Annotated in this window: 17 protein-coding genes and 4 pseudogenes; 4 read left to right on the plus strand and 17 right to left on the minus strand. The window is 62.4% G+C overall.

The features are described from left to right. Positions 1–140 precede the first annotated feature (140 nt). The 4 genes from CFE42_RS15795 to CFE42_RS15810 all read right to left on the minus strand — a co-directional run bounded on the left by CFE42_RS15795 (position 141) and on the right by CFE42_RS15810 (position 3,240). The gene (locus tag CFE42_RS15795) at positions 141–698 is read right to left on the minus strand and encodes a TlpA disulfide reductase family protein (RefSeq protein ID WP_004631248.1); all 558 of its coding nucleotides are present in this window, start codon (positions 696–698) and stop codon (positions 141–143) included. Next, positions 688–1,749 (minus strand): hypothetical protein, encoded by a 1,062-nt coding sequence (locus CFE42_RS15800; RefSeq protein WP_004631246.1) that lies wholly within the window; start codon positions 1,747–1,749, stop codon positions 688–690. Before CFE42_RS15800 ends, CFE42_RS15795 begins: the two co-directional genes overlap by 11 nt. A gap of 129 nt (positions 1,750–1,878) precedes the next feature. Beyond that, positions 1,879–2,265, minus strand: coding sequence for a DUF2946 domain-containing protein (locus CFE42_RS15805; RefSeq protein ID WP_004631244.1), 387 nt, complete (start codon positions 2,263–2,265; stop codon positions 1,879–1,881). 510 nt (positions 2,266–2,775) lie between these two features. Next, positions 2,776–3,240, minus strand: a complete 465-nt coding sequence (locus CFE42_RS15810) for a hypothetical protein (RefSeq protein WP_004631242.1) — start codon at positions 3,238–3,240, stop codon at positions 2,776–2,778. 28 nt (positions 3,241–3,268) lie between these two features. Between CFE42_RS15810 and CFE42_RS15815 the strand changes: the two are divergent. Beyond that, a pseudogene (locus CFE42_RS15815) lies at positions 3,269–3,694 on the plus strand (M20/M25/M40 family metallo-hydrolase); the annotation flags it as partial. After that, positions 3,667–4,320, plus strand: coding sequence for a trimeric intracellular cation channel family protein (locus CFE42_RS15820; protein WP_004631238.1), 654 nt, complete (start codon positions 3,667–3,669; stop codon positions 4,318–4,320). The pseudogene CFE42_RS15815 and the gene CFE42_RS15820, both read left to right, overlap by 28 nt. Before the next feature lie 238 nt (positions 4,321–4,558). On the opposite strand, the pseudogene CFE42_RS15825 reads toward CFE42_RS15820, so the two are convergent. Next, positions 4,559–5,044 (minus strand): annotated as a pseudogene (locus CFE42_RS15825) (integrase core domain-containing protein); the annotation flags it as partial. A 16-nt stretch (positions 5,045–5,060) separates the two neighbouring features. Further along, a pseudogene (locus tag CFE42_RS15830) lies at positions 5,061–5,294 on the minus strand (integrase); the annotation flags it as partial. A 260-nt stretch (positions 5,295–5,554) separates the two neighbouring features. Between CFE42_RS15830 and CFE42_RS15835 the strand changes: the two are divergent. Next, positions 5,555–6,889: pseudogene (locus tag CFE42_RS15835) on the plus strand (molybdopterin-dependent oxidoreductase); the annotation flags it as partial. Between the two features lie 526 nt (positions 6,890–7,415). Here CFE42_RS15835 and CFE42_RS15840 read toward each other — a convergent pair. From CFE42_RS15840 to CFE42_RS15890, 11 genes are all read right to left on the minus strand, one after another. Then, complete coding sequence (locus CFE42_RS15840) at positions 7,416–7,685, minus strand: DUF2249 domain-containing protein (RefSeq protein WP_004631230.1); 270 nt, start codon at positions 7,683–7,685, stop codon at positions 7,416–7,418. Positions 7,686–7,734: 49 nt separating this feature from the next. Continuing rightward, positions 7,735–8,340: a hemerythrin domain-containing protein gene (locus CFE42_RS15845; protein WP_235201987.1), complete on the minus strand. Its 606-nt coding sequence runs from the start codon at positions 8,338–8,340 to the stop codon at positions 7,735–7,737. 677 nt (positions 8,341–9,017) lie between these two features. Then, positions 9,018–9,776, minus strand: coding sequence for a membrane protein (locus CFE42_RS15850; protein WP_004631224.1), 759 nt, complete (start codon positions 9,774–9,776; stop codon positions 9,018–9,020). 16 nt (positions 9,777–9,792) lie between these two features. Then, positions 9,793–10,245 carry a hypothetical protein gene (locus CFE42_RS15855; RefSeq protein WP_004631222.1) on the minus strand — a complete coding sequence of 151 codons (453 nt, stop codon included), beginning with the start codon at positions 10,243–10,245 and terminating at the stop codon, positions 9,793–9,795. 25 nt (positions 10,246–10,270) lie between these two features. Continuing rightward, positions 10,271–11,044: a membrane protein gene (locus CFE42_RS15860; RefSeq protein ID WP_004631220.1), complete on the minus strand. Its 774-nt coding sequence runs from the start codon at positions 11,042–11,044 to the stop codon at positions 10,271–10,273. 86 nt (positions 11,045–11,130) lie between these two features. Next, positions 11,131–11,466, minus strand: a complete 336-nt coding sequence (locus tag CFE42_RS15865) for a PepSY domain-containing protein (protein WP_004631218.1) — start codon at positions 11,464–11,466, stop codon at positions 11,131–11,133. 326 nt (positions 11,467–11,792) lie between these two features. Then, positions 11,793–12,704: an acyltransferase gene (locus CFE42_RS15870; RefSeq protein ID WP_004631216.1), complete on the minus strand. Its 912-nt coding sequence runs from the start codon at positions 12,702–12,704 to the stop codon at positions 11,793–11,795. A gap of 189 nt (positions 12,705–12,893) precedes the next feature. Continuing rightward, positions 12,894–14,024, minus strand: coding sequence for a porin (locus CFE42_RS15875; protein ID WP_004631214.1), 1,131 nt, complete (start codon positions 14,022–14,024; stop codon positions 12,894–12,896). 261 nt (positions 14,025–14,285) lie between these two features. Further along, on the minus strand, positions 14,286–15,215 hold the full coding sequence (locus CFE42_RS15880) for an MBL fold metallo-hydrolase (RefSeq protein ID WP_004631212.1): 930 nt from the start codon (positions 15,213–15,215) through the stop codon (positions 14,286–14,288). Positions 15,216–15,255: 40 nt separating this feature from the next. After that, positions 15,256–16,203 (minus strand): quinoprotein relay system zinc metallohydrolase 1, encoded by a 948-nt coding sequence (locus tag CFE42_RS15885; protein WP_004631210.1) that lies wholly within the window; start codon positions 16,201–16,203, stop codon positions 15,256–15,258. Then, entirely contained in the window at positions 16,200–16,976 is a 777-nt protein-coding gene (locus tag CFE42_RS15890) for a quinoprotein dehydrogenase-associated SoxYZ-like carrier (RefSeq protein ID WP_004631208.1), read from the minus strand. The genes CFE42_RS15885 and CFE42_RS15890 overlap by 4 nt, the downstream gene beginning before the upstream one ends. 285 nt (positions 16,977–17,261) lie before the next feature. Here CFE42_RS15890 and CFE42_RS15895 point away from each other — a divergent pair, with 285 nt between their 5' ends. Beyond that, on the plus strand, positions 17,262–18,782 hold the full coding sequence (locus CFE42_RS15895; protein WP_004631207.1) for an aldehyde dehydrogenase family protein: 1,521 nt from the start codon (positions 17,262–17,264) through the stop codon (positions 18,780–18,782). Positions 18,783–18,825 lie beyond the last annotated feature (43 nt).

The raw sequence follows: 18,825 nt of genomic DNA on the forward strand, positions 1-18,825 counted from the left end.
TCCAGTCAATTTGCATAGCCGACGGTCGCTTCCCGACCCAAAACGGTCAGTCGCCCCTTCCCTGGCAGCGTCTGCCGATAGCAGGCGAGGCGGCATGCGCTGGATTTCTTGATGGGTGCAACGCCGCCACGATCGGCCCTTCAACGCAACAACGGTGTGACGATGCGATCAAGCCGTTCGGCCGTCCACGCGGGTTCACGCGAGTCCCAGCCGTTGTCGGCCAGCAGGCCGTTGCGGTCGATCGTGAAGTTGACCGGAATTCGCCAGATGCGGCCGTAGCCACCCGCATAGGCGCTAGCAAGCAGCCCCACGGGAAAGCTCCATGCCGCCGCCATTTCCCGCACCGCTGACAACGAGGCTGGCTCGTCCAGACTGAAGCCGAGGACGCGTAGACCCCGATGCGCGTGTTTCGCCGCGTAATCGGAGAGCAACGGTAGCTCTTGATGGCACGGCCCACACCATGTCGCCCAGAAGCTCAGGATCACGACATGACCGTGCAGGTCTTCGGTAGAGATGTTGCGGCCATCAATCGTGTGCAGCACCAGGGCAGGCGCCGGCCGCCCGACTTCAAGGCTCGCGGCATGTGCATCGTGAGATGGGCTACCCAGCCCGGTGCCCAGCGCCACCGTGCTGGCCGCTTGCAGCCACGTACGTCGCGACCATGCGCGCGGCGAACGGCACTCCGTATCAGAACGCATAGCTGGCTCCAACGGTGCCCGACCAGCGCGGGAAGAGCTGGTAACCCTGCAGGTTGCTGTACAGCGCCCTCTGCAGGAATGCGTAGATCTGCACGTTGTGCGCCACGCTCACCGTCACGCCCGGCGACAGGTAGATCACCGTGCCTGCGGTGTTGGTGGTATCCGCCAGTGCGCCCTTGTCGGCGTTCTTGCGCGTTACGTTGAACTGCAACTGCGGCACGACGTGCGGATTGGCCTCGTAGCGCACGCCAAAGCTCATGGTGGCGAGGTTGCCGGGGCGGAAGTCCGCGCCAGCCTCATTCAGCCGTTGGTGAACGGCGGCCTGGAATTGGCCGTTGATGAACGCATCGAAATCCTGGCTGACGGGCTGGTAGTAGTAGGCACCCAGGATCACGTCGGTGCTACCTGTACCGGGCTGCAGGCTGGTATCCAGAGCTTGCCCGCCCGTCGCGCTCGGGCCGCTGTTGAAGAACACCGGATTGCGCCCGACTGTATTGCCGGTCAATACGTTCTGCCCGCCGTAGCGGCCGGTCGGCAGCTTGACGCCCAGTTGCACGCCCAGATTGTGCGTGGGCAGGAAGCCCTGGTAGCTGGCGATCAGCTTGATGTCACCCAGGCCGCTAGCGGTGCCACCGCTGACATTGCCCGGGGTGAGCTGGTCGGACGTGGCCGCGCCGTACGTCGTGTGGCTGCGGTCCACGTACGGCACGATCGCGCCGAAGTTCCAGCTACTGTTCGGGCTGTAATTGATGCCGAGGTTGATGTAGCGATTGATGGTCTGGCGCTCGACTTCCTGGTTGCCGCCGGCATCGTTGATGGCGGCAGCCTGCGCTGGCGTGACCGCGTGAGTGCCGTTGCGCAACTGGTTCTGAGGAAGGTAGGTGTATTCGAAGCCGATACGCCAACCCGGGATGGCCGAGTAGCCCATCGCGGCGTCGGTGCTGAGTGAACAGCCACAGGTGGCGCAGGCATGCGCCGCGACAGGTGCAAACACGCCGACGGCGCAGGCGAGCAGTGCTGCGCGTCGGATCATGTTGGATGGTGTTGCCATGGAGATTCCTCGCTCTGATATGTACGTGCGCGCCCTGACCAGTGGTCGGTGCGTCGCACGGCGTCTTGTCTGAAAACGGCCCTGGCCGGGTGCGAGTGCGTTGCGCAATCGCTGCCCGGGTTGACGTGGTCAGAAGAGGAGGGGTGAATCGCGCGGCCGTCCGGCCTCGCGCGCTTGGTGCACGGCCAGGCGCCCGGGCTCCGGGGACCATGCCGTTGCATGGATTGGCGCCGGTGCCGCCATCGCTGGGATGATAGTTGGCACCAGCACGTGTTCTGCCAGCAGATCGCAGTAGCCGCATGCCGCATGGTGGCCGGCCGGCATGTCGTGCCCAGCGGGTAGATCGGTATTGGCGGAGGCAGACTGTTTGGCCTCGCAAAGCGGCGCGGCCTGCTCGAACGCCCGCAGCTCGTGCAATTCCAGCGCCTGGCTCACCATCGGCACAAAAAGCACAAGCACCATCGCCACCAGGCCAAGCCAGGCGGTCAGTCTTTTGCGGGTGCGAGCGAAATGCATGATGGGCTAGTGAAGCTGCCGGGCGGTCCTGGTGCGGACAATGTCCAGCATGTGCGGATGCGCAGTATTACACCGCAAAAAGAGCATCAGTATCCAGATCTGCGTCAAGACGACGTTGCCAATCGGTTTGCCGCATGCGTATCGATGATCCGCTTCAACTTGAAGCGGGCGTTCACGCGCGCCCTTCAGGGATGTATTTGCCAAGGCAATCTTTTGGCCGGCCTATGCGGCAAATTGTTGCATCGCTTGAACGACAGTTCCTGGCCGAATTCTGCCGCCGGACCACAAGCCCTCCGCGGAATTCGGCGATGAACCGAAAAAAAAAAGCATAAAAACGCAGCATCTAACCTGCCATCAGGTGGAGCGGGCTGCGTGGCAGGCGTCAGCCATTGCTATGACACAGCGGCGCGTTTTGAAACCGCAAATGGGCTTCACTCCTGCAATAGACCTGTCGCGGGAAAAGCGATTTGGCGCCAAGAGGCTAACGCTCAGAAGGGGCGAAACATCCAGTCAAGTTGCGTCGGGGTTGCCAATGGTGGAGCCGTCCACATACACGACCATCGTTGGCTGCATCTCTGCCGAGGACTGGCCGTCCTTCAAGTGCATCAAGTGGCGATCTTCATCGATGAACTCGTTGATCTTTCTGCTCCCCTTCCAGACGTATTCACCGCCGGGCGGGATCGCCTGCTCGATATTCAGATGCATCTTGGAGATGACCTCCCCGAAGGTATTCTTGAAGACGAGCTGCACCTTGATGCCCTTGATCGCTTTGGGACCAGAATTCCTGACGCCGATTTCGACGGAAAATTGATCGTCAATCCGTCCTGCCAGAACATCGCTCGGAATGTAGCGCTGTCCCATGAAGGTGAGCAGGACGGTCTTGCTGAGCTCGGCTGTCGTGGCAACCTGCTGTGCCTCAATCTTCTTCTTGAGCCGCTGCTCGGCGGACTTCCTGGCGTCCTGCTCGGCGACCACGCAGTTTCTGCTGTGTACCTGCTCCGGGTACATGCTGGCTTCTATCAAACGGATTTGCTGTGCGGAGTGCGATGCATCGAACGCCGAGCGGCCGCCGGAGTTCACGACCCTCAGCGCGTATCCACTCACCGAAAACGACGCGGCCGCCACGCAGCGGCTGGCAGAGGCTTTCAAGGCCCAGTTCGGCGACAAGGCTTACGAGACGAAGCCTGCGTCGGCCAGTGAAGACTTCAGCATCTTTGGGCGTGCCTGGAATGTGCCTTACGTCTTCTGGTTCATCGGCGGAACCGACCCTCAAATCTATGCACAAGCCGAAGCGGCCAGGCAGGTCAACAAAATACCGAGTAACCATTCACCCAAGTTCGCACCGGTCATTCATCCGACGCTGGAAACCGGCCTGCACGCGATGCTCACGGCGGCCTCGGCATGGCTTTGCACTTCTCCGGCAACATGATGGAGCACAACCTCTTTGTCCTGGTCGACTTGCTCGGCACCCTCGCCTTCGCGGTCAGTGGTGCCCTCGCAGCCGAACAGAAGCGGCTCGACCTGTTTGGCGTTCTTGCGATCAGCTATCTGACGGCGTGCGGCGGCGGCGTGATTCGAGACCTGTGTATCGGTGCACTGCCGCCGGCGGGCATTTCGGACTGGCGCTACCTCGCCACCTCAGCGCTCGCGTCAGCGATTGCGATCTGGGCACGCCCCATGATTGACCACCTCAAACAGCCGATCATCTTTTTCGATTCGCTCGGGCTGGGCTTCTTTGCCGTCGTCGGGGCGCATAAGGCGTTGGGGTTCGGCCACAACATTGAGGTGGCCATCCTTCTCGGCATGGTGACGGCCGTCGGCGGCGGCGTGGCACGGGACGTGGTGCTCAACCGCGTGCCGATCATCCTCGAGAAGGAAATCTACGCCGTGGCAGCGCTGGTCGGGGCGGCCATCCAGGTGCTTGGACAGCGCATGGACTGGACGCTCACGCTCACGCCGTGGTTTGGCGCCTTAATCTGCTTTGCTATCCGCACCCTCGCGCTGCACTACTCCTGGGGGCTGCCGGTGATCCGGCGCAGCGACGCCGCGCAGTGATTGGGCTGGGCAGCGACGGGCTGTACGTACGCAGTCAGTGATTTCACCGCCGTGGGCGACGCCCCAAACTCGGACCAAACCGCGCGATCCGTTTCTGAAACGTTCCCTAAACCCTTGCCGGCGGCAATCTGCCGTAAATTTTGGAGTTTGAACGCCACACCATCGGGATTTCGAAAAGACCCTTCCCTCGACGCCTCCGCGTGATATGGAAAGCGGCGGAGCACCTCGGGCAGCGCCTTTATCCAAGCGACGAATGCGGGCGCTGCGTGTTGTAGTGTTGGCGCCATTGTTCAATGACGACCTGCGCTTCCTTGAGGCTGTAGAACAGTTCGCCGTTGAGCAGCTCATCGCGCAGCTTGCCGTTGAAGGACTCGCAGTAGCCATTCTCCCACGGGCTGTCGGGTGCGATGAACAGCGTCTTCGCGCCCAAACGGCCCAGCCAGTCACGCACGATGTTCGCTGTCATCTCCGCACCGTTGTCCGAGCGCGCATGCTCGGGGATGCCATGTGCCAGCATGGCGTCAGCCAGTGTCTCGATGACGTCCATACTGTTCAAGCGTCGTCCTACCTTGATGGCCAGGCACTGGCGCGAGAACTCGTCGACGAGCGTCATCAGCCGCAGGCTGCGGCCGTCTTCGGTAGTGTGGTGCACGAAGTCGTAGCTCCAGACGTGATGTGGATATTCCGGGCGCAGCCGCACACAAGAGCCATCGTTGAACCATACCTACTGGGCCATTGGGCCGAATGGCGATACGCTCGCCATGGCAGACATCCCACACACGTAGCTTCGCGAGATCACACGCTCGGAGTTTGCTGTCAATGGCGAGGTTGAACGTCGCCAGATCACGCACGTTGGAGGAGAGTTGCAGGCGCACGCGGATCGCCCAGATCTCGCTGAGCTTGAGCGGCGGCTTCTGACCGGTCAATTTCCCTTTGTTCCACGGTACCCGCGGCGACCTCGGTTGGGTCAGGATTCGGTGCCAATCAACAACGTGCGCATGAGTAGCATCAAACTGAATCGCCTCGGCTTCGGGCGGTTCAGCAGGTGTGGCTAGATAGCATGCGAGGCATGGTCCATTGCCTCCGTCGAAACCCGGCGCGGCCTCTTTGCGGTGCACAACCGGGCCTGTGCAGAAGGGGGGCTACAGCTTGGCGCACAAGCCGGAGTTTACATATCGCCATTCTCTTCCTTTAATGGACAACGCTTGCCGATGCAAACCAGGAAGGGGTCCCCATGAGCCATTTCGTTGACAGGCTGCGCTTTTTCGTCACCGAGCGGCCAGTGTTCTCGGATGGACACGGGGCTGTCACAGACGAAGACCGCAAGTGGGAAGAGGCATATCGCCAACGATGGCAGCACGACAAGGTCGTCCGGTCCACGCACGGGGTCAACTGCACAGGATCGTGCTCCTGGAAGATCTATGTCAAAGGCGGCATCGTTACGTGGGAAACCCAGCAGACGGATTACCCGCGCACGCGCCCTGACATGCCGAACCATGAGCCGCGCGGGTGTTCGCGCGGGGCGTCGTACTCCTGGTACCTGTACAGCGCAAATCGGCTGAAATATCCGATGGTGCGCAGCGCGCTCGTCAAGCTTTGGCGCGAGCGCCGCGCGATCATGGACCCGGTCCAGGCCTGGCAGTCGATCGTTGAAGACGACACCGCGCGCCGCAGCTATCAGAGCCGCCGCGGCCTTGGCGGCTTTGTCCGTTCAACGTGGGACGAGGTCAACGAAATCGTTGCCGCCGCCAACGTCTACACCATCCGCAAGTACGGCCCGGATCGCGTGGTGGGGTTTTCACCGATCCCTGCTATGTCGATGGTCTCGTACGCGGCCGGCTCGCGCTATCTGTCGTTGATCGGCGGTGTGTGCCTGAGCTTCTACGACTGGTACTGCGATCTGCCGCCCGCCTCGCCGCAAACCTGGGGCGAGCAGACCGACGTGCCGGAATCTGCCGACTGGTACAACTCGACGTTCATCATGCTGTGGGGCTCGAACGTGCCGCAGACGCGCACGCCCGACGCGCACTTCATGGTGGAAGCCCGCTACAAGGGCACGAAGATTGTTTCGGTGTTCCCTGACTACGCCGAGGGCGCGAAGTTTGGCGACATCTGGCTGCATCCCAAGCAAGGCACCGACGCCGCACTGGCGCTCGCCATGGGGCACGTGATCCTCAAGGAATTCCACCTGGCGGGCAAGAGCGACTACTTCATGGACTACTGCCGCCGCTTCACCGACATGCCCTGCCTGGTGCGGCTTGTGCGGCGCGGCGACCAGTATGTGCCCGACAGGCTGGTGCGCGCATCGGATTTTGAAGGCGCGATGGGCGAGGCGAACAACCCCGATTGGAAGACCGTGATGATCGACGAGCTGTCGGGCAAGGTCGTCACGCCGGTCGGGTCGGTGGGGTTCCGCTGGGGGCAGAAAGACGGCGAAGACAAGGGCAAATGGAACCTCAAGTCGGAAGCGTCGTCAGGGGCGGTAATCGTTCCGCAGCTTTCGCTTGCCAAGGCATATGACGAAGTGGTCGACGTACTGTTTCCGTACTTCGGCAATCGTGAACATGCTTGCCGCTGGCGATACCGTCAACGCCAAGCGGGTCACCCGACAAGGCGATGCCGACGACCTGTTCGCCTCCTGTCCGATGGATCACGGTTTTGAAGGAGCCGGCACGGATGGCATAGATGCTTTGGAGGCTGCCGCCTCTGCGGTACAGCGCTTGTCCGCGCTTGATCATGCGGATGCCGCGCATGGACTCGTTGAGCCGCTCTGCGGCCGATGTGTCGACTGGCTCAGCGGTGCACAAGCGCGCCAATGCACAACTGTTGCAGGTGACGTTCGTCGCCTCAATCTCTTGGTGCGCCTGCGGCATAAGCGTCTCGCAACTGGTGTCAGGCGCGCGTGCGTTGTCGAGTTGGATTGTGGTCAGCATGTTGTCCTCTGTCCACGAGTATTCAGGTCACCGGCACGTGTCCGCACGTTTGCAAATGACCGAGTCATCTGCGCATCATGCATCCGTTATGCCGACCTGATCGACGATCGCGGCCGGCCACAAAACACGTTCGCCGGCATTGATGGCCGGCGCGGCAGACATTCAGCCTGCCGCTCTCACCGTAAAGTCGATCACGATGTTGCCCGGCTCGCGGGCGACATACCCGGCATCCACGCGCGGCCCGTAGTGCCGATCAATCTGCGCAAGGAGCGGGAGTGGATCATGATCATTGACAAAGCGCATCACCTCGCCTGGCTCCAGGGCGTCGAGCGCGCCGAAGATGGCCGCGTGCCGGAAACGCTTGGCAATGCCGCGCGCATCGAAAACATGATGCTGGGCGAAGATGGTGTGGATGTCTGTCAAAGTTGGCATGGAAGGTTCTCCTGGAAAGAGTGCCCTAGTGATGGGCTTCATTGGGGTTTCAGTGCGATGCCACAGCGCGTCGAGCAACCATCGCTGCGCTCAGCCTTGCGAGTTGCTGCCGATCTAGGCACGCTTGGGCGAACACCAGAACCTGGTCTTCTTCGACGGCGATGTGACGGCGGTATGCGTCAGCAAAGCTGTCCGTCCAGGCGCGCTCGATCGGCCGGACCTGGCCTTGGGCGATATCGGCAAGGACTGCTCGCAACTGCGCCCAGCTTGCTTCCAGAGATCGATGCTCATCGAGCAGCGACGCGATCACCTCGACCACCGGTGAACGCAGGCGCTGGCCCTCTACCATCAGCAACGGAAAGAGATCCTCTTCTTCGTCGGCATGATGATGAGGCCCGGCCACGTCGAAGTAGCGCATGATGTTTCGGGCCGCCTGCCGCGCCTGCTCGTCCGCACCGTGCGATGGCAGGTGTGCAGACAGTTTTGCGAGCGTGGCGCACTGCGCGGCAATACGCTCGTGACACGCCTTGAGCATTTCGAGCGGCTCGTCGAAAGAAGGCGTTGGTTTGGTCAGTAGGCCATCTAGTTTCACTTCGTGTCTCTCATCTTCCTGTTCGGCCTGTCTTGCCGTCGGCCGTGGGTGCGCGGTTTTCAACTTTGCCCGCAGCGATATAACATGCATCGACAATACATCATTTATTCCGGCCTTACAACTCCATCGATGCGTTCCCGTTTCGTTCCACATACCGCGGTCGCTTGGCGCAATGGGCTACCGAATTTCAGACACCTTGGGGGAGGACCGGATGTTTTAGATGAAGACGAACGTCTGCGGCCGCTGCGGGCGACAGTCTGTTGCGTCAACGTTTTGCCATGACGTGCCAGGCTGGAAAACCTGCCTGCTTCCCTGTTATTCGCTGTTCCGAGTCGGTCGTCGTGCCGAGCAACCTCTGGGCAGCCCGCGCAAAATCTGGGGTATGGCCGGATCAGGGGAAGGGAAAGTGCCAAACTCCCTGCAAATTTCCCTGTTAGCAGGGCGGTGCGCAGAGACGAATCAGCCCCAGACTCACTGCTCCGCCAGCAAGTCCAGCGCCCCGGTCAAACGGAGCCTGGTTCGAACAAAGCCCCGCCAATGGCGGGGCTTTGTCGTTTCCGTGTTCTTGGCGGTACCGTCAACCAACGTTTTCGTGGGTTTGGGACCGCCATTCTCAGGGCGCCAGTGCGGCCGTACCGATAGCCAGTTTTGCTGCCGATGTCGGCGCTGAATCGGGCGGGGATGAACCCGAGCAACTCGACAAGCAATACCCCCATGTGCCCTCCAGCCATTGCCCCCAGTCAATGGGCAACCCGAGCTGCGCGTTGCCTGAAGAGCAGCATGCCGGTCAGGATAAAGGCAAGCAGTGCGGCCGACGCGGAGTAGCGGCTCAAAGCGAGCCCACCCGCACTGTGTGGTTTGTCAAGAAAATCGCCGACCACGGCGCCCAAGGGGCGTGTCAGGATGAACGCGGCCCAGAACAGCAGCGTGCGGGAGACGCGGGTCCAGTAGTAGGCGACGATGATGAGGGCAAGCAGCGCCCCGAAGACCACGGCCGCCCCTGTATAGCCCAAGCCAGCCGTGTCGGCAGTCCAATCGCCCAGGGCTGTGCCCAGGGTCTGCGAAAACATGATGGTGACCCAATAGAACGCTTCAGCCCTGGGCGAGTGGACGGTGCTCACCGACACCGACCCCAACGTGCGGTACCACGCAAAAAGCGAGCCGAGCAGCAGCGCCAGCAGCAAGGTGGAGCCGCCTGCATATCCGATACCCAGGGAGCGATCCGCGAAGTCTGCCAGCGTCGTGCCGACCGTGGTCGTGGCGATGATGGTGGTCCAGTAGAGAAGCGGATGAAAGCCCTTGGCTTTTATTTGTGCGGCTACCGACACCAAGAAGACGGCGGCAAAGATGCCGGTGCCGACCAGATAGCCCAGGTTCATCGACATCGAGACAGCATCACCACCGGTTTCGCCCAGTGTGGTGGCCGCAATCTTGAGTAGCCAGAAGGCCAATGTGACTTCTGGCACTTTGGCCAGAGCGTGCTCTGTTGACGTCTTCATCATGCGTCCTCGCAAATCAAGTCCGACCTTGCAGCGTGTCGAAGGTTTTCAACAAATCGGTCAACGCAGCCTTGCAGTCGGGCTGCTTGGGTGTGTCGGCGCGCAATGCGGCCAGCGCACGGTCAATGGCCTTATCCAGTACGTGCCAATCATTGGCCGCCCGAGGCTTCAGGCCGGCTTCCGCCGCGTCCCAAGAGATCTCCAGATCTTTGATGCGTGCTTTGGCGGCCGCCAGATCACCTTTGTCTACCAGGTTGGCAACGTCCGTCGCAATGCTGCGAAACGCCGATAGATCACCAAGCTTCGACGCGGTTTTGGATTGGGGTGGTGATGCGGTTTGAGTCGATGTGCCCGGCACTGTCCCAGTCGCGGCTTGAGCCTCCGGTTTGGAGCAACCGGTGGCGATGCTCAGAAACAAGATGGCCGAGACTGTGGCAGTCGCCCGAACGAGTGTGTGTTGATGGAACATGGGGGTTCTCCTAAAAAACGAAGCGCTATTCGGTGGCCTCTACAGCTCGGCTTCTTCCCATGCCGAACTGCTCAGCCGCCACCAGTAAGACAATCACCGTGAGGAACAGGGCACTGGTCCACATGGCGCCCATGCCGAGACCGCCGTAGGTTTTTGCTTGTGTGAGCAAGTCGCCGAGCGCCGCGCCGAAGGGTCGGGTCAGGATGTATGCGATCCAGAACGTGAGCACGGCGTTGCCACCGATACGCCAGGCGGCGTACGTGACGCCGAGCAACGTGCCGAACACCACGGCTCCCCACGTGAAGCCAAGGCCCAGCGCTTCCGTCGCCAAATCGCCCGCCGCGGTTCCCAGTGCAAACGTACAGAGGATGGCGGCCCAATAGAACAGCTCCCGACGACGCGTGACGATCGAGTCGATCGAGAGCGTTCGTTCGACGCGATACCAAACGAAGAAGATGGCAGCGAGCAGCAGAGCAAACGCGGTGGTGCTGATGTAAAGGCTAATACCCAACCCATCCGTCAACAGATCCGTGATCTGCGTGCCGACCACGCTGACCAGGACGACCGTGAGCCAGTAGATCGACGGGATATAGCGGCGAGACCGCAGCTGCGCAAACAAGGCAGCTGCCAACAATGCGGCCATCACGGCTCGCGTTGCGGCTTGGCCCCACCCGGCATTCACGGCCAGGAAATCGGCTCCCGTCTCGCCCACCGTCGTGGACATGATCTTGACGATCCAAAACGACAGTGCAATCTCGGGCACCTTGTTCCATGCGTCACTTACCTGCCACCGATTCATGATGTGTCCTCGCTTTAGTGGGAACCTGAGGGCAGTTTGGTTGAGCGGACTTAGCCTCGACATAGACCCAGGGTTGCCGTACGCAATCAGTCTTGCTTGTCGTGAACGTCGTCGTGATCGGCCTTGTCCTCGACAGCAGAAATGACCGTGCCCTTGTCGGCATCGATCCGAACGTCGAAGACTTTGGCTCCGCTCACAACTTCCACGTCGTACACCCAGCCCTGTTTCGACTGCTCGTATTCGGCGCGTGACGCCTTGCCATTGGCGTGCTGCTCTGCAGCTGCGACAGCTTGAGTCAGCGGGATCTTTGCTTGTGTGACAGCGAGGGCGTCGTTTTGAATATGGGCTTTGGCGGCGTAGGCGGCCGCGCCCGTCATCGCAATGGCAATGGCGAGGAGGGAAAGCTTGGTGTAGCGGTACATGGTGCTTCTCCTGACATGCGCGCGGAGGTGCGCAATGGAGAAGCTACGCAGGCAGACTTAGGCGGCACTGAGACGATGCGAAATTCCCAGGGCCAAGCCGGTTCACCTGCTTGAGGCTCTCTGTGCACTGCTCGAACACGCGCCTCCGCTTGGCGCTGAGGCAGATCCACCCTGAATCGATTGGCAGGGAACGAGCTGAGACAGGCCCGCCCCAGACTCACCGCTCCGCCAGCCCGCCAGCAGTAGCAAAAGCCCCTTGGCTTTACGGCCAAGGGGCTTTTTGTTTGGCGCTTAGATCACCTAAAAAAAAAGCATCGACGCGAAGGCTACGCCACCCGGTTGGCTGCCTGCGCCAGCATGTTTTCGATCTGCTGGTCTTTCTCCTCCCAGAGTTCGGTGAGCCAGCGGTGGAAATCGCTGCGGAAGGCTGAGTCGGTGCTGTAGTCGTGCGTGCAGAAATCCGGCGGGATCGGCAGTTCGCGGATATGCACCATCACCCGGCCGGCCTGGCCGGAGGCCAGTTGCCAGAAGCTCGGTGTGCCGTCCGGATAGGCAATGCTGATATCGAGCAGCGACTGGAACCGGCCACCCATGGCGTTGAGCGTCAGGGCCAGGGCGCCGGCCTTCGGCTTGAGCAGATGACGATAGGGGGACGACTGCGTCCGGTGCTTTGCCGGGGTGTACCGCGTGCCTTCGGCAAAGTTCATGACGCTGGTCGGCACGTGCGCGAACTTGGCACAGGCGCGACGCGTGGTTTCGCGATCTTGATTGCGCAGCTCGGGGTGCTTGCGCAGCGCCGCCTTGGAGTGCCGCCGCATGAACGGAAAATCCAGCGCCCACCAGGCCAGGCCGATGACCGGCACGTAGATCAGCTGTTGCTTGAGGAAGAATTTGAGCAGTGGGATGCGCCGGTTCAACACCCGCTGCAACACGAAGATGTCCACCCAAGACCGATGGTTGCAATTGACGAGGTACCAACCCGCGTAGCGCAGGTTGTCGGCGCCTTCCACGCTCCACGGCTCACGTTGCAGCACGCCGATCCAGGCATTGTTGCAACTGATCCAGCGCGTTGCGACCCAGTTGAGCATCGGGTCGATCCGTCGGCGGACGGCCACTGCCGGCACCAGCAGCTTGAACGCTGACAGCGTGAACAGCGGCACGCTCCAGAACAGCGTGTTCAAGGCAAGCAGGATTGAGCTAAATGTGCCCAGTAAAAAGGCAGGCAGGACGCGGATCAAGGCACCTCCAATGAGTACCCGCCGGGTGGCCTGGGCGGGCAGGAATCGTGATGTTGAGGATACGTGAGCGTAGCGCGGATCGCCTGCCCAGACCATGCGCTGCGTCAGGATTCGTGCGTCGTCTTCGCATCCGAGGGGCGAAAAAAAACCCTTGGTGTTGGCCAAGGGTTTTTTCTGCTCAGGTACGGCTCAGAACGAATGCTTCAGCCCCACACCCGCCAGCACTGTCTTCGCGCCCGGCGCTGTGCCGCCCGCAACGATGGAAGTCTTGAGATTTTCCAGCGGGTCCACCGTGCCCACTGCGCCCGCATTGACGTACACAAGTTGCGCGTAAAGCGTGGTGCGTTTGGAGAAGGCGTAGTCGTTGCTCAGCACGACCGACTTGGTAGAGCTGTCGTGGGTGCTGCTTTCGTACTTGCTGTAGTAGCCCGCCAGCGTGGCGGTATTGGCGGGGCTCCACTTGTAGTCGAGCCCGGCACCGATCGATTTGACGTCTGACACACGTTGGCCGGTCGGCGCGTTATTGGTAACGCCGATGTAGTTCACGCGGCCCGTAAAGGCGCCGAACGGTACGGCCACACCTGCGCTCCACAGGCGGCTGAGGGTCTCGCCCGTGCCGCTGTCTGCCGTCGACTGATAGCCGAGGCCAACTGTGGCCGGGCCCGTGTAGGTGGCACCCAGCGAGAGTTCATTGCCGCGCCTGAAGCTGCCGGCAGTCTCTCCAAATGAATACGCAACGCCCAGCCACACGGGGCCGAAGTTGTTGGAGTACTGCAGTGCATTGCCGATGAACACGCCCACGTCGTTGCCGGGGTTGGTGCCCGCGCCCATTGCGTTGCCCGGTGCGGGGAGCTGGTTGTAGGCCCAGCCGTACAGGTTCGAGAACTGCTCCTTGAAGCCGCGCACTTCCGTGCCGATCGTACCGATGAGCGCCGGACTGTACTGGCGCCCAAGCGTGATCGCTCCCCAGTTGCCGCTGAGGCCAACGTTCGCTTGCCGGCGGAACAGCTCGGAGCTGAAGCCGGGGCCGGTGGTGAGCGTGCCGGTGTCGCTGCTGAAATGCCCTTCGAGGTTGAAGTTGGCCTTCAACCCACTGCCCAGGTCTTCCGACCCCTTGAGGCCCCAGATGCTCGGGCTGATGCCGCCCGAATGCACTTCGGTGATGCTGCCGCCGGCCGCACTGCGGTTTTGATACTGGAGGCCGGCATCGACCGTGCCGTAGAGGGTGACCGACGATTGTGCGATGGCGCCACTCGCTGCGCAGCCGAGAGCGGCTGCAATGGCGGTCAGGACGCAGGGTCGAAGGCGTGTGTTCTGCATGTTGTCTCCGTATTGTCGTTGTCTGATGCGTCGTGTGAATCGGCTCGGACGCATGGGGTGTTGGCGCTAAACCCGCGGGGGCGGGCTCAACGTCGGCGGGACTTTGCAATATGCGTACCACGACGTTTGCGGCGCATTGCACGGAGTTGCAGCGCGTTGATTAACGTTTGCGGATACCGGCGGCTGTGCGTGGGATGTAGCGTGGCGGGACAGTTGATGCAACACATGTCTGCCGTCTGTTCAGCCATGGAGCAGCTGCGATCAGGCGCTCGGCGCGCTTTGCATCCAGCGATCTTCGAGTTCGCGCCACGCACGTCCGACGTTCAGCGCATGGCGGGGATGAAAGTTGCGCCAGTCGCGATAGGCGTCGCCCGGGACATACGCGAGCGCGCGGGCTGCGTCGCCGCCGCCTTCAATGGCGCGCGTGACCGTGCTGTCGAGCATGTCGAGATAGGCGAGCGTCGGCCGCAGCATCTGCGCAGGCGTGCCGATGGCGGTGCCGACGACGATGTTGGCGGGCAGTTGCACAAGCGCATGCAATGCTTGGCGCCATCCAGCCAGCGAGCCGTCCTGCAGGTCCGGAATGCGCTGCAGATATGCCAGGCCGCCTGTGCACAGCACCCCGCGCTGCGGCGCGTACAGCACCGTGTCGGATGCGCTATGCGCGGCCGTGCAGACGTGGACTTGCCACGCAGTCTTGCCGGTGTGCAGCCAATCGCCATCGCGCAGTGCCGGTTCCGGATAGACGATCTCCGTTTCATGCATGACGCGCGCACCCAGCATGGCGGTCAGGCGCGCCAGACAGGTTTCGCAACGCTGGCGCATGAGGTCGGCGGTGGCGGCGGAGGCCAGGAAGGCAGGGCGCGGCTGCAGTTGTGCGAATGCGGCGTTGGCCAGCACATGCTCGGGATGCGCATGCGTGTTGACCACCCAGCGGATGGGTTCGGCCGTGATGTGCCGGATGGCCGCGATCAGGTGGTGTCCCCATCGCGCGTGCGGGCCAGGGTCCACCACGAGCACGCCGTTGCCCGTCGTGTGCACCAGCGTGGGCACGACTTCTCCGGCATTCGCGCGCGAGGCTTCTGCATTCACGGCGCGCGCCGCGTACAGGCCGTCCTGCAGGCGCAACAGCGTGACGCGCGCGGGGGCCGCAGACACCGTCGGGGCCGGACTGATCAGTGTCGTGAGCATGATGCGCATCCAGTGTCGCCGCGCGGGGTCTGGCGCCATGTCAGGGCGCCAGCGCGGCGTTCTCGTAACGTGGATAGAAGCGGGTCACGTTGCGCACGTACTCCGCGGGCATTCCACCCCACAGCGCGTAGGGCGCGTCTACCGGCATCGCAATCACCTCTGCCAGGTCGCGTCCTTCTGCCGCTGAGCGGCGCATACGCGCATCGAGCCACTGCAGGTACTGACGTGTCTGCGCGATGGCGTCCGCCTTGCCCAGCGCGGGCCCGTGGCTGGGGATCAACACGCGCGCGCCGCTGTCGGCAACGATCTTCTGCAACCGATCGAGACTGGCCAGCCAATGCGCAATGTTGGCGTGCGGCGTGGTGGGAATCCGGTCTCGAAAGGCAATGCCGCCTGCGAAGACCACACCGCTGGTCCGGTCCACCAACACAAGATCGTCATCGGTATGTCCGTCGAGGCGGATCAGGTCGATGCGATGGTGCCCCATGGTGCGTGTGCCAGGGGTCAATGGCGTGCCGGGCGGTGTCGATACCGTGTTCTGCATCCACGCGCCGCAGATGCGGTAAAGATTGTCGGCGTAGGCCGCGCCCTCGCGTTGCGCACCGGCGATGGTGCCGGGCAGCGCCTGGGCACCGACATCCGCATAGGCCTGGTTGCCGAAAAAATAGTCCGGGTGCAAGTTCAGGTTGAACACCCAGCGCACCGGCGCCGAGGTGACCGTGCGGATGGCCTGGCGTTGCTGCTCGCCGTACAGCATCGACGGCCCCGTGTTGATGACGAGCACCCCATCGCCGGTATCAATGAAGCCGGTGTTGATGATGTTGCAGCCGTTGCGCGCAGAGAAATCCGCGTTGGCGCCTTCGAGCACCCAGATGCCGGGCGCAACCGCGTGCGGTACGAGGTGGTAATCGGGGTTCTGCGCGCGCGCGATGGCTGTCAACATCGCAAGACACAGCAGAAGGCCCAACTGTTGGTGGCGTCGGCTCATCGTGTCACCTGCGCGCGGATGCGGTTGCCGTTGTTGTCGACGCCGGCCACGCTGATGCCGCGTCCAACAGGGCCATCCAGATCGAACGAGAAGATCGGGTTCTCGGCCACCGGCTCGTACAGCGCCAGTTCAAGCATGGGCTGACGCCGGGCATCGAGCAGGTTGAGCTGCTCGATATGGAAAGACGGGATGCCCGCCACCAGGCCGGTGTCCATCGGATGCATCACGCGCAGACGGATGCGGCTGCCTGCGCCGTTGAAGCCCGGAAACACGCGCGACTCGACCTGGTTCAGCGTGGTGCTCCAGGTGGCGTTCTGGCGTGTGGCGCCCGGCAGCGTGCAGCCACCGCCGGTGGCATCCACCTGCAAGGTGCCGACATGCCAGACACCGTCCGGCGTACGTGCGGCCACGCGCACCGCAGAGGCCTCCTGCAGCTTGAACCGGAACGACAGCGCCGGGCGGACGTGCATCGGCGCGAATTCGAGCACCTTGCGAATCGGGTTGCGGTCGACCGCGACGACGATGCGCTCCACCTTGCCGAGCGCCGATGCGTCGAACGCAATCGGCACCTGCATCGCGTCTTCCGCAAACGCCGGTCCGGTGATCTTGATGCGGCTGTCGAACGTCGTCCGCGCCGCGCCAAACACCTCCTGCTGAATCGTCGGCCAGAGCGGCGAGCCCGCTGGGTCGACGTTCGTATCGGCGCGGGCCGGCCCGGACAGGTACGCAACGGCCAGCGCAGCAGCGGCAGCATGGAGTGAAGCCGTTCTCATCGTGTGCCTTGGCAGGTTCAGATGAAAGGTCCACGTTGCGAAAGTCATGCCATGCAAGCGGTATGTCCGCACAAGCGTCCATCGGGTGTTCAGGTGATGGGGCGTTGAGCTTTGCAACACCTGTTGTTCCATTCTGGAACAGTCAGGCCGGCCGATCGGCGTGAACAAGCGATGGGAGTGGATCGAACATCCACCGCAGGGGATGGCCCGGGTTTTGCAGATGACGACCGGACACAGCGCAGACAACGACGCTGCGGTCATCACTCAAACATCAGGAGACAACCCATGCGTTACGCTCATCCCGGCACTCCCGGCGCCATCGTTTCGTTTAAGCCGCGCTATGGCAATTTCATCGGTGGCGAATTCGTGTCGCCGGTCAAGGGCCAGTACTTCACCAACACGACCCCGGTGACGGGCGAGGTGATCGGCGAGTTCCCGCGCTCGACCGCTGAAGACATCGACCGCGCGCTCGACGCCGCGCACGCCGCCGCTGATGCCTGGGGCCGCACCTCGGTGCAGGACCGCTCGCTGATCCTGCTGAAGATTGCCGACCGCATCGAGCAGAACCTCGAACTGCTGGCCGTGACCGAAACGTGGGACAACGGCAAGCCCGTGCGCGAAACGCTGAATGCCGACATCCCGCTGGCCGTGGACCACTTCCGCTACTTCGCCGGCTGCATCCGCGCGCAGGAAGGCTCCGCTGCCGAGATCAACGAACACACCGTGGCGTATCACATCCACGAGCCGCTGGGCGTGGTCGGCCAGATCATCCCGTGGAATTTCCCGCTGCTGATGGCTGCATGGAAGCTGGCGCCCGCACTGGCTGCCGGCAACTGCGTGGTCCTCAAGCCGGCCGAGCAGACGCCGCTGGGCATCTGCGTGCTGATGGAGCTGATTGGCGATCTGCTGCCGGCGGGCGTGCTCAATGTCGTGCACGGCTACGGCAAGGAAGCCGGCGAGGCACTGGCCACCAGCAAGCGCATCGCCAAGATCGCCTTTACGGGCTCGACGCCGGTCGGCTCGCACATCATGAAGTGCGCGGCCGAAAACATCATTCCGTCAACGGTGGAGCTGGGCGGCAAGTCGCCCAACATCTACTTCGAAGACATCATGCAGGCCGAGCCGAGCTTCATCGAAAAGGCCGCCGAAGGCCTGGTGCTGGGCTTCTTCAACCAGGGCGAGGTGTGCACGTGCCCGTCGCGCGCGCTGGTGCAGGAATCCATCTACAGCCGTTTCATGGATGCGGTGTTGACCAAGGTGGCCGCCATCAAGCGCGGTGACCCGCTCGACACCGACACGATGGTCGGCGCGCAGGCTTCGGAGCAGCAGTTCTACAAGATCCGCAGCTACCTGGAGATCGCACAGGAGGAAGGCGCCGAGTGCCTGGTCGGCGGCGATGTGGAAGTGCTGCCCGGCAATCTGTCGAAGGGTTACTACATCAAGCCGACGCTGCTCAAGGGTGACAACAGCATGCGTGTGTTCCAGGAAGAGATCTTCGGCCCGGTGATTGCCGTGACGACGTTCAAGGACGAAGCGCAAGCCCTGCAGATCGCTAATGACACCGACTTTGGCCTGGGCGCCGGTCTTTGGACGCGCGACATCAACCGCGCGTACCGCGTGGGCCGTGCCATCAAAGCAGGGCGCGTGTGGACGAACTGCTACCACCTGTATCCGGCGCACGCGGCGTTTGGCGGCTACAAGAAATCGGGTGTGGGCCGCGAGACCCACAAGATGATGCTCGACCACTATCAGCAGACCAAGAACCTGCTGGTGAGCTACGACACCAAGCCGCTGGGCTTCTTCTGATGGTGTAGCAGGACGGCTGGCGCCGGGGCATCGCGCCTGTGCG

The sequence above is a fragment of the Ralstonia sp. PBBBR1 genome (genome assembly GCF_002256165.1).
Classification (GTDB): domain Bacteria; phylum Pseudomonadota; class Gammaproteobacteria; order Burkholderiales; family Burkholderiaceae; genus Ralstonia; species Ralstonia thomasii.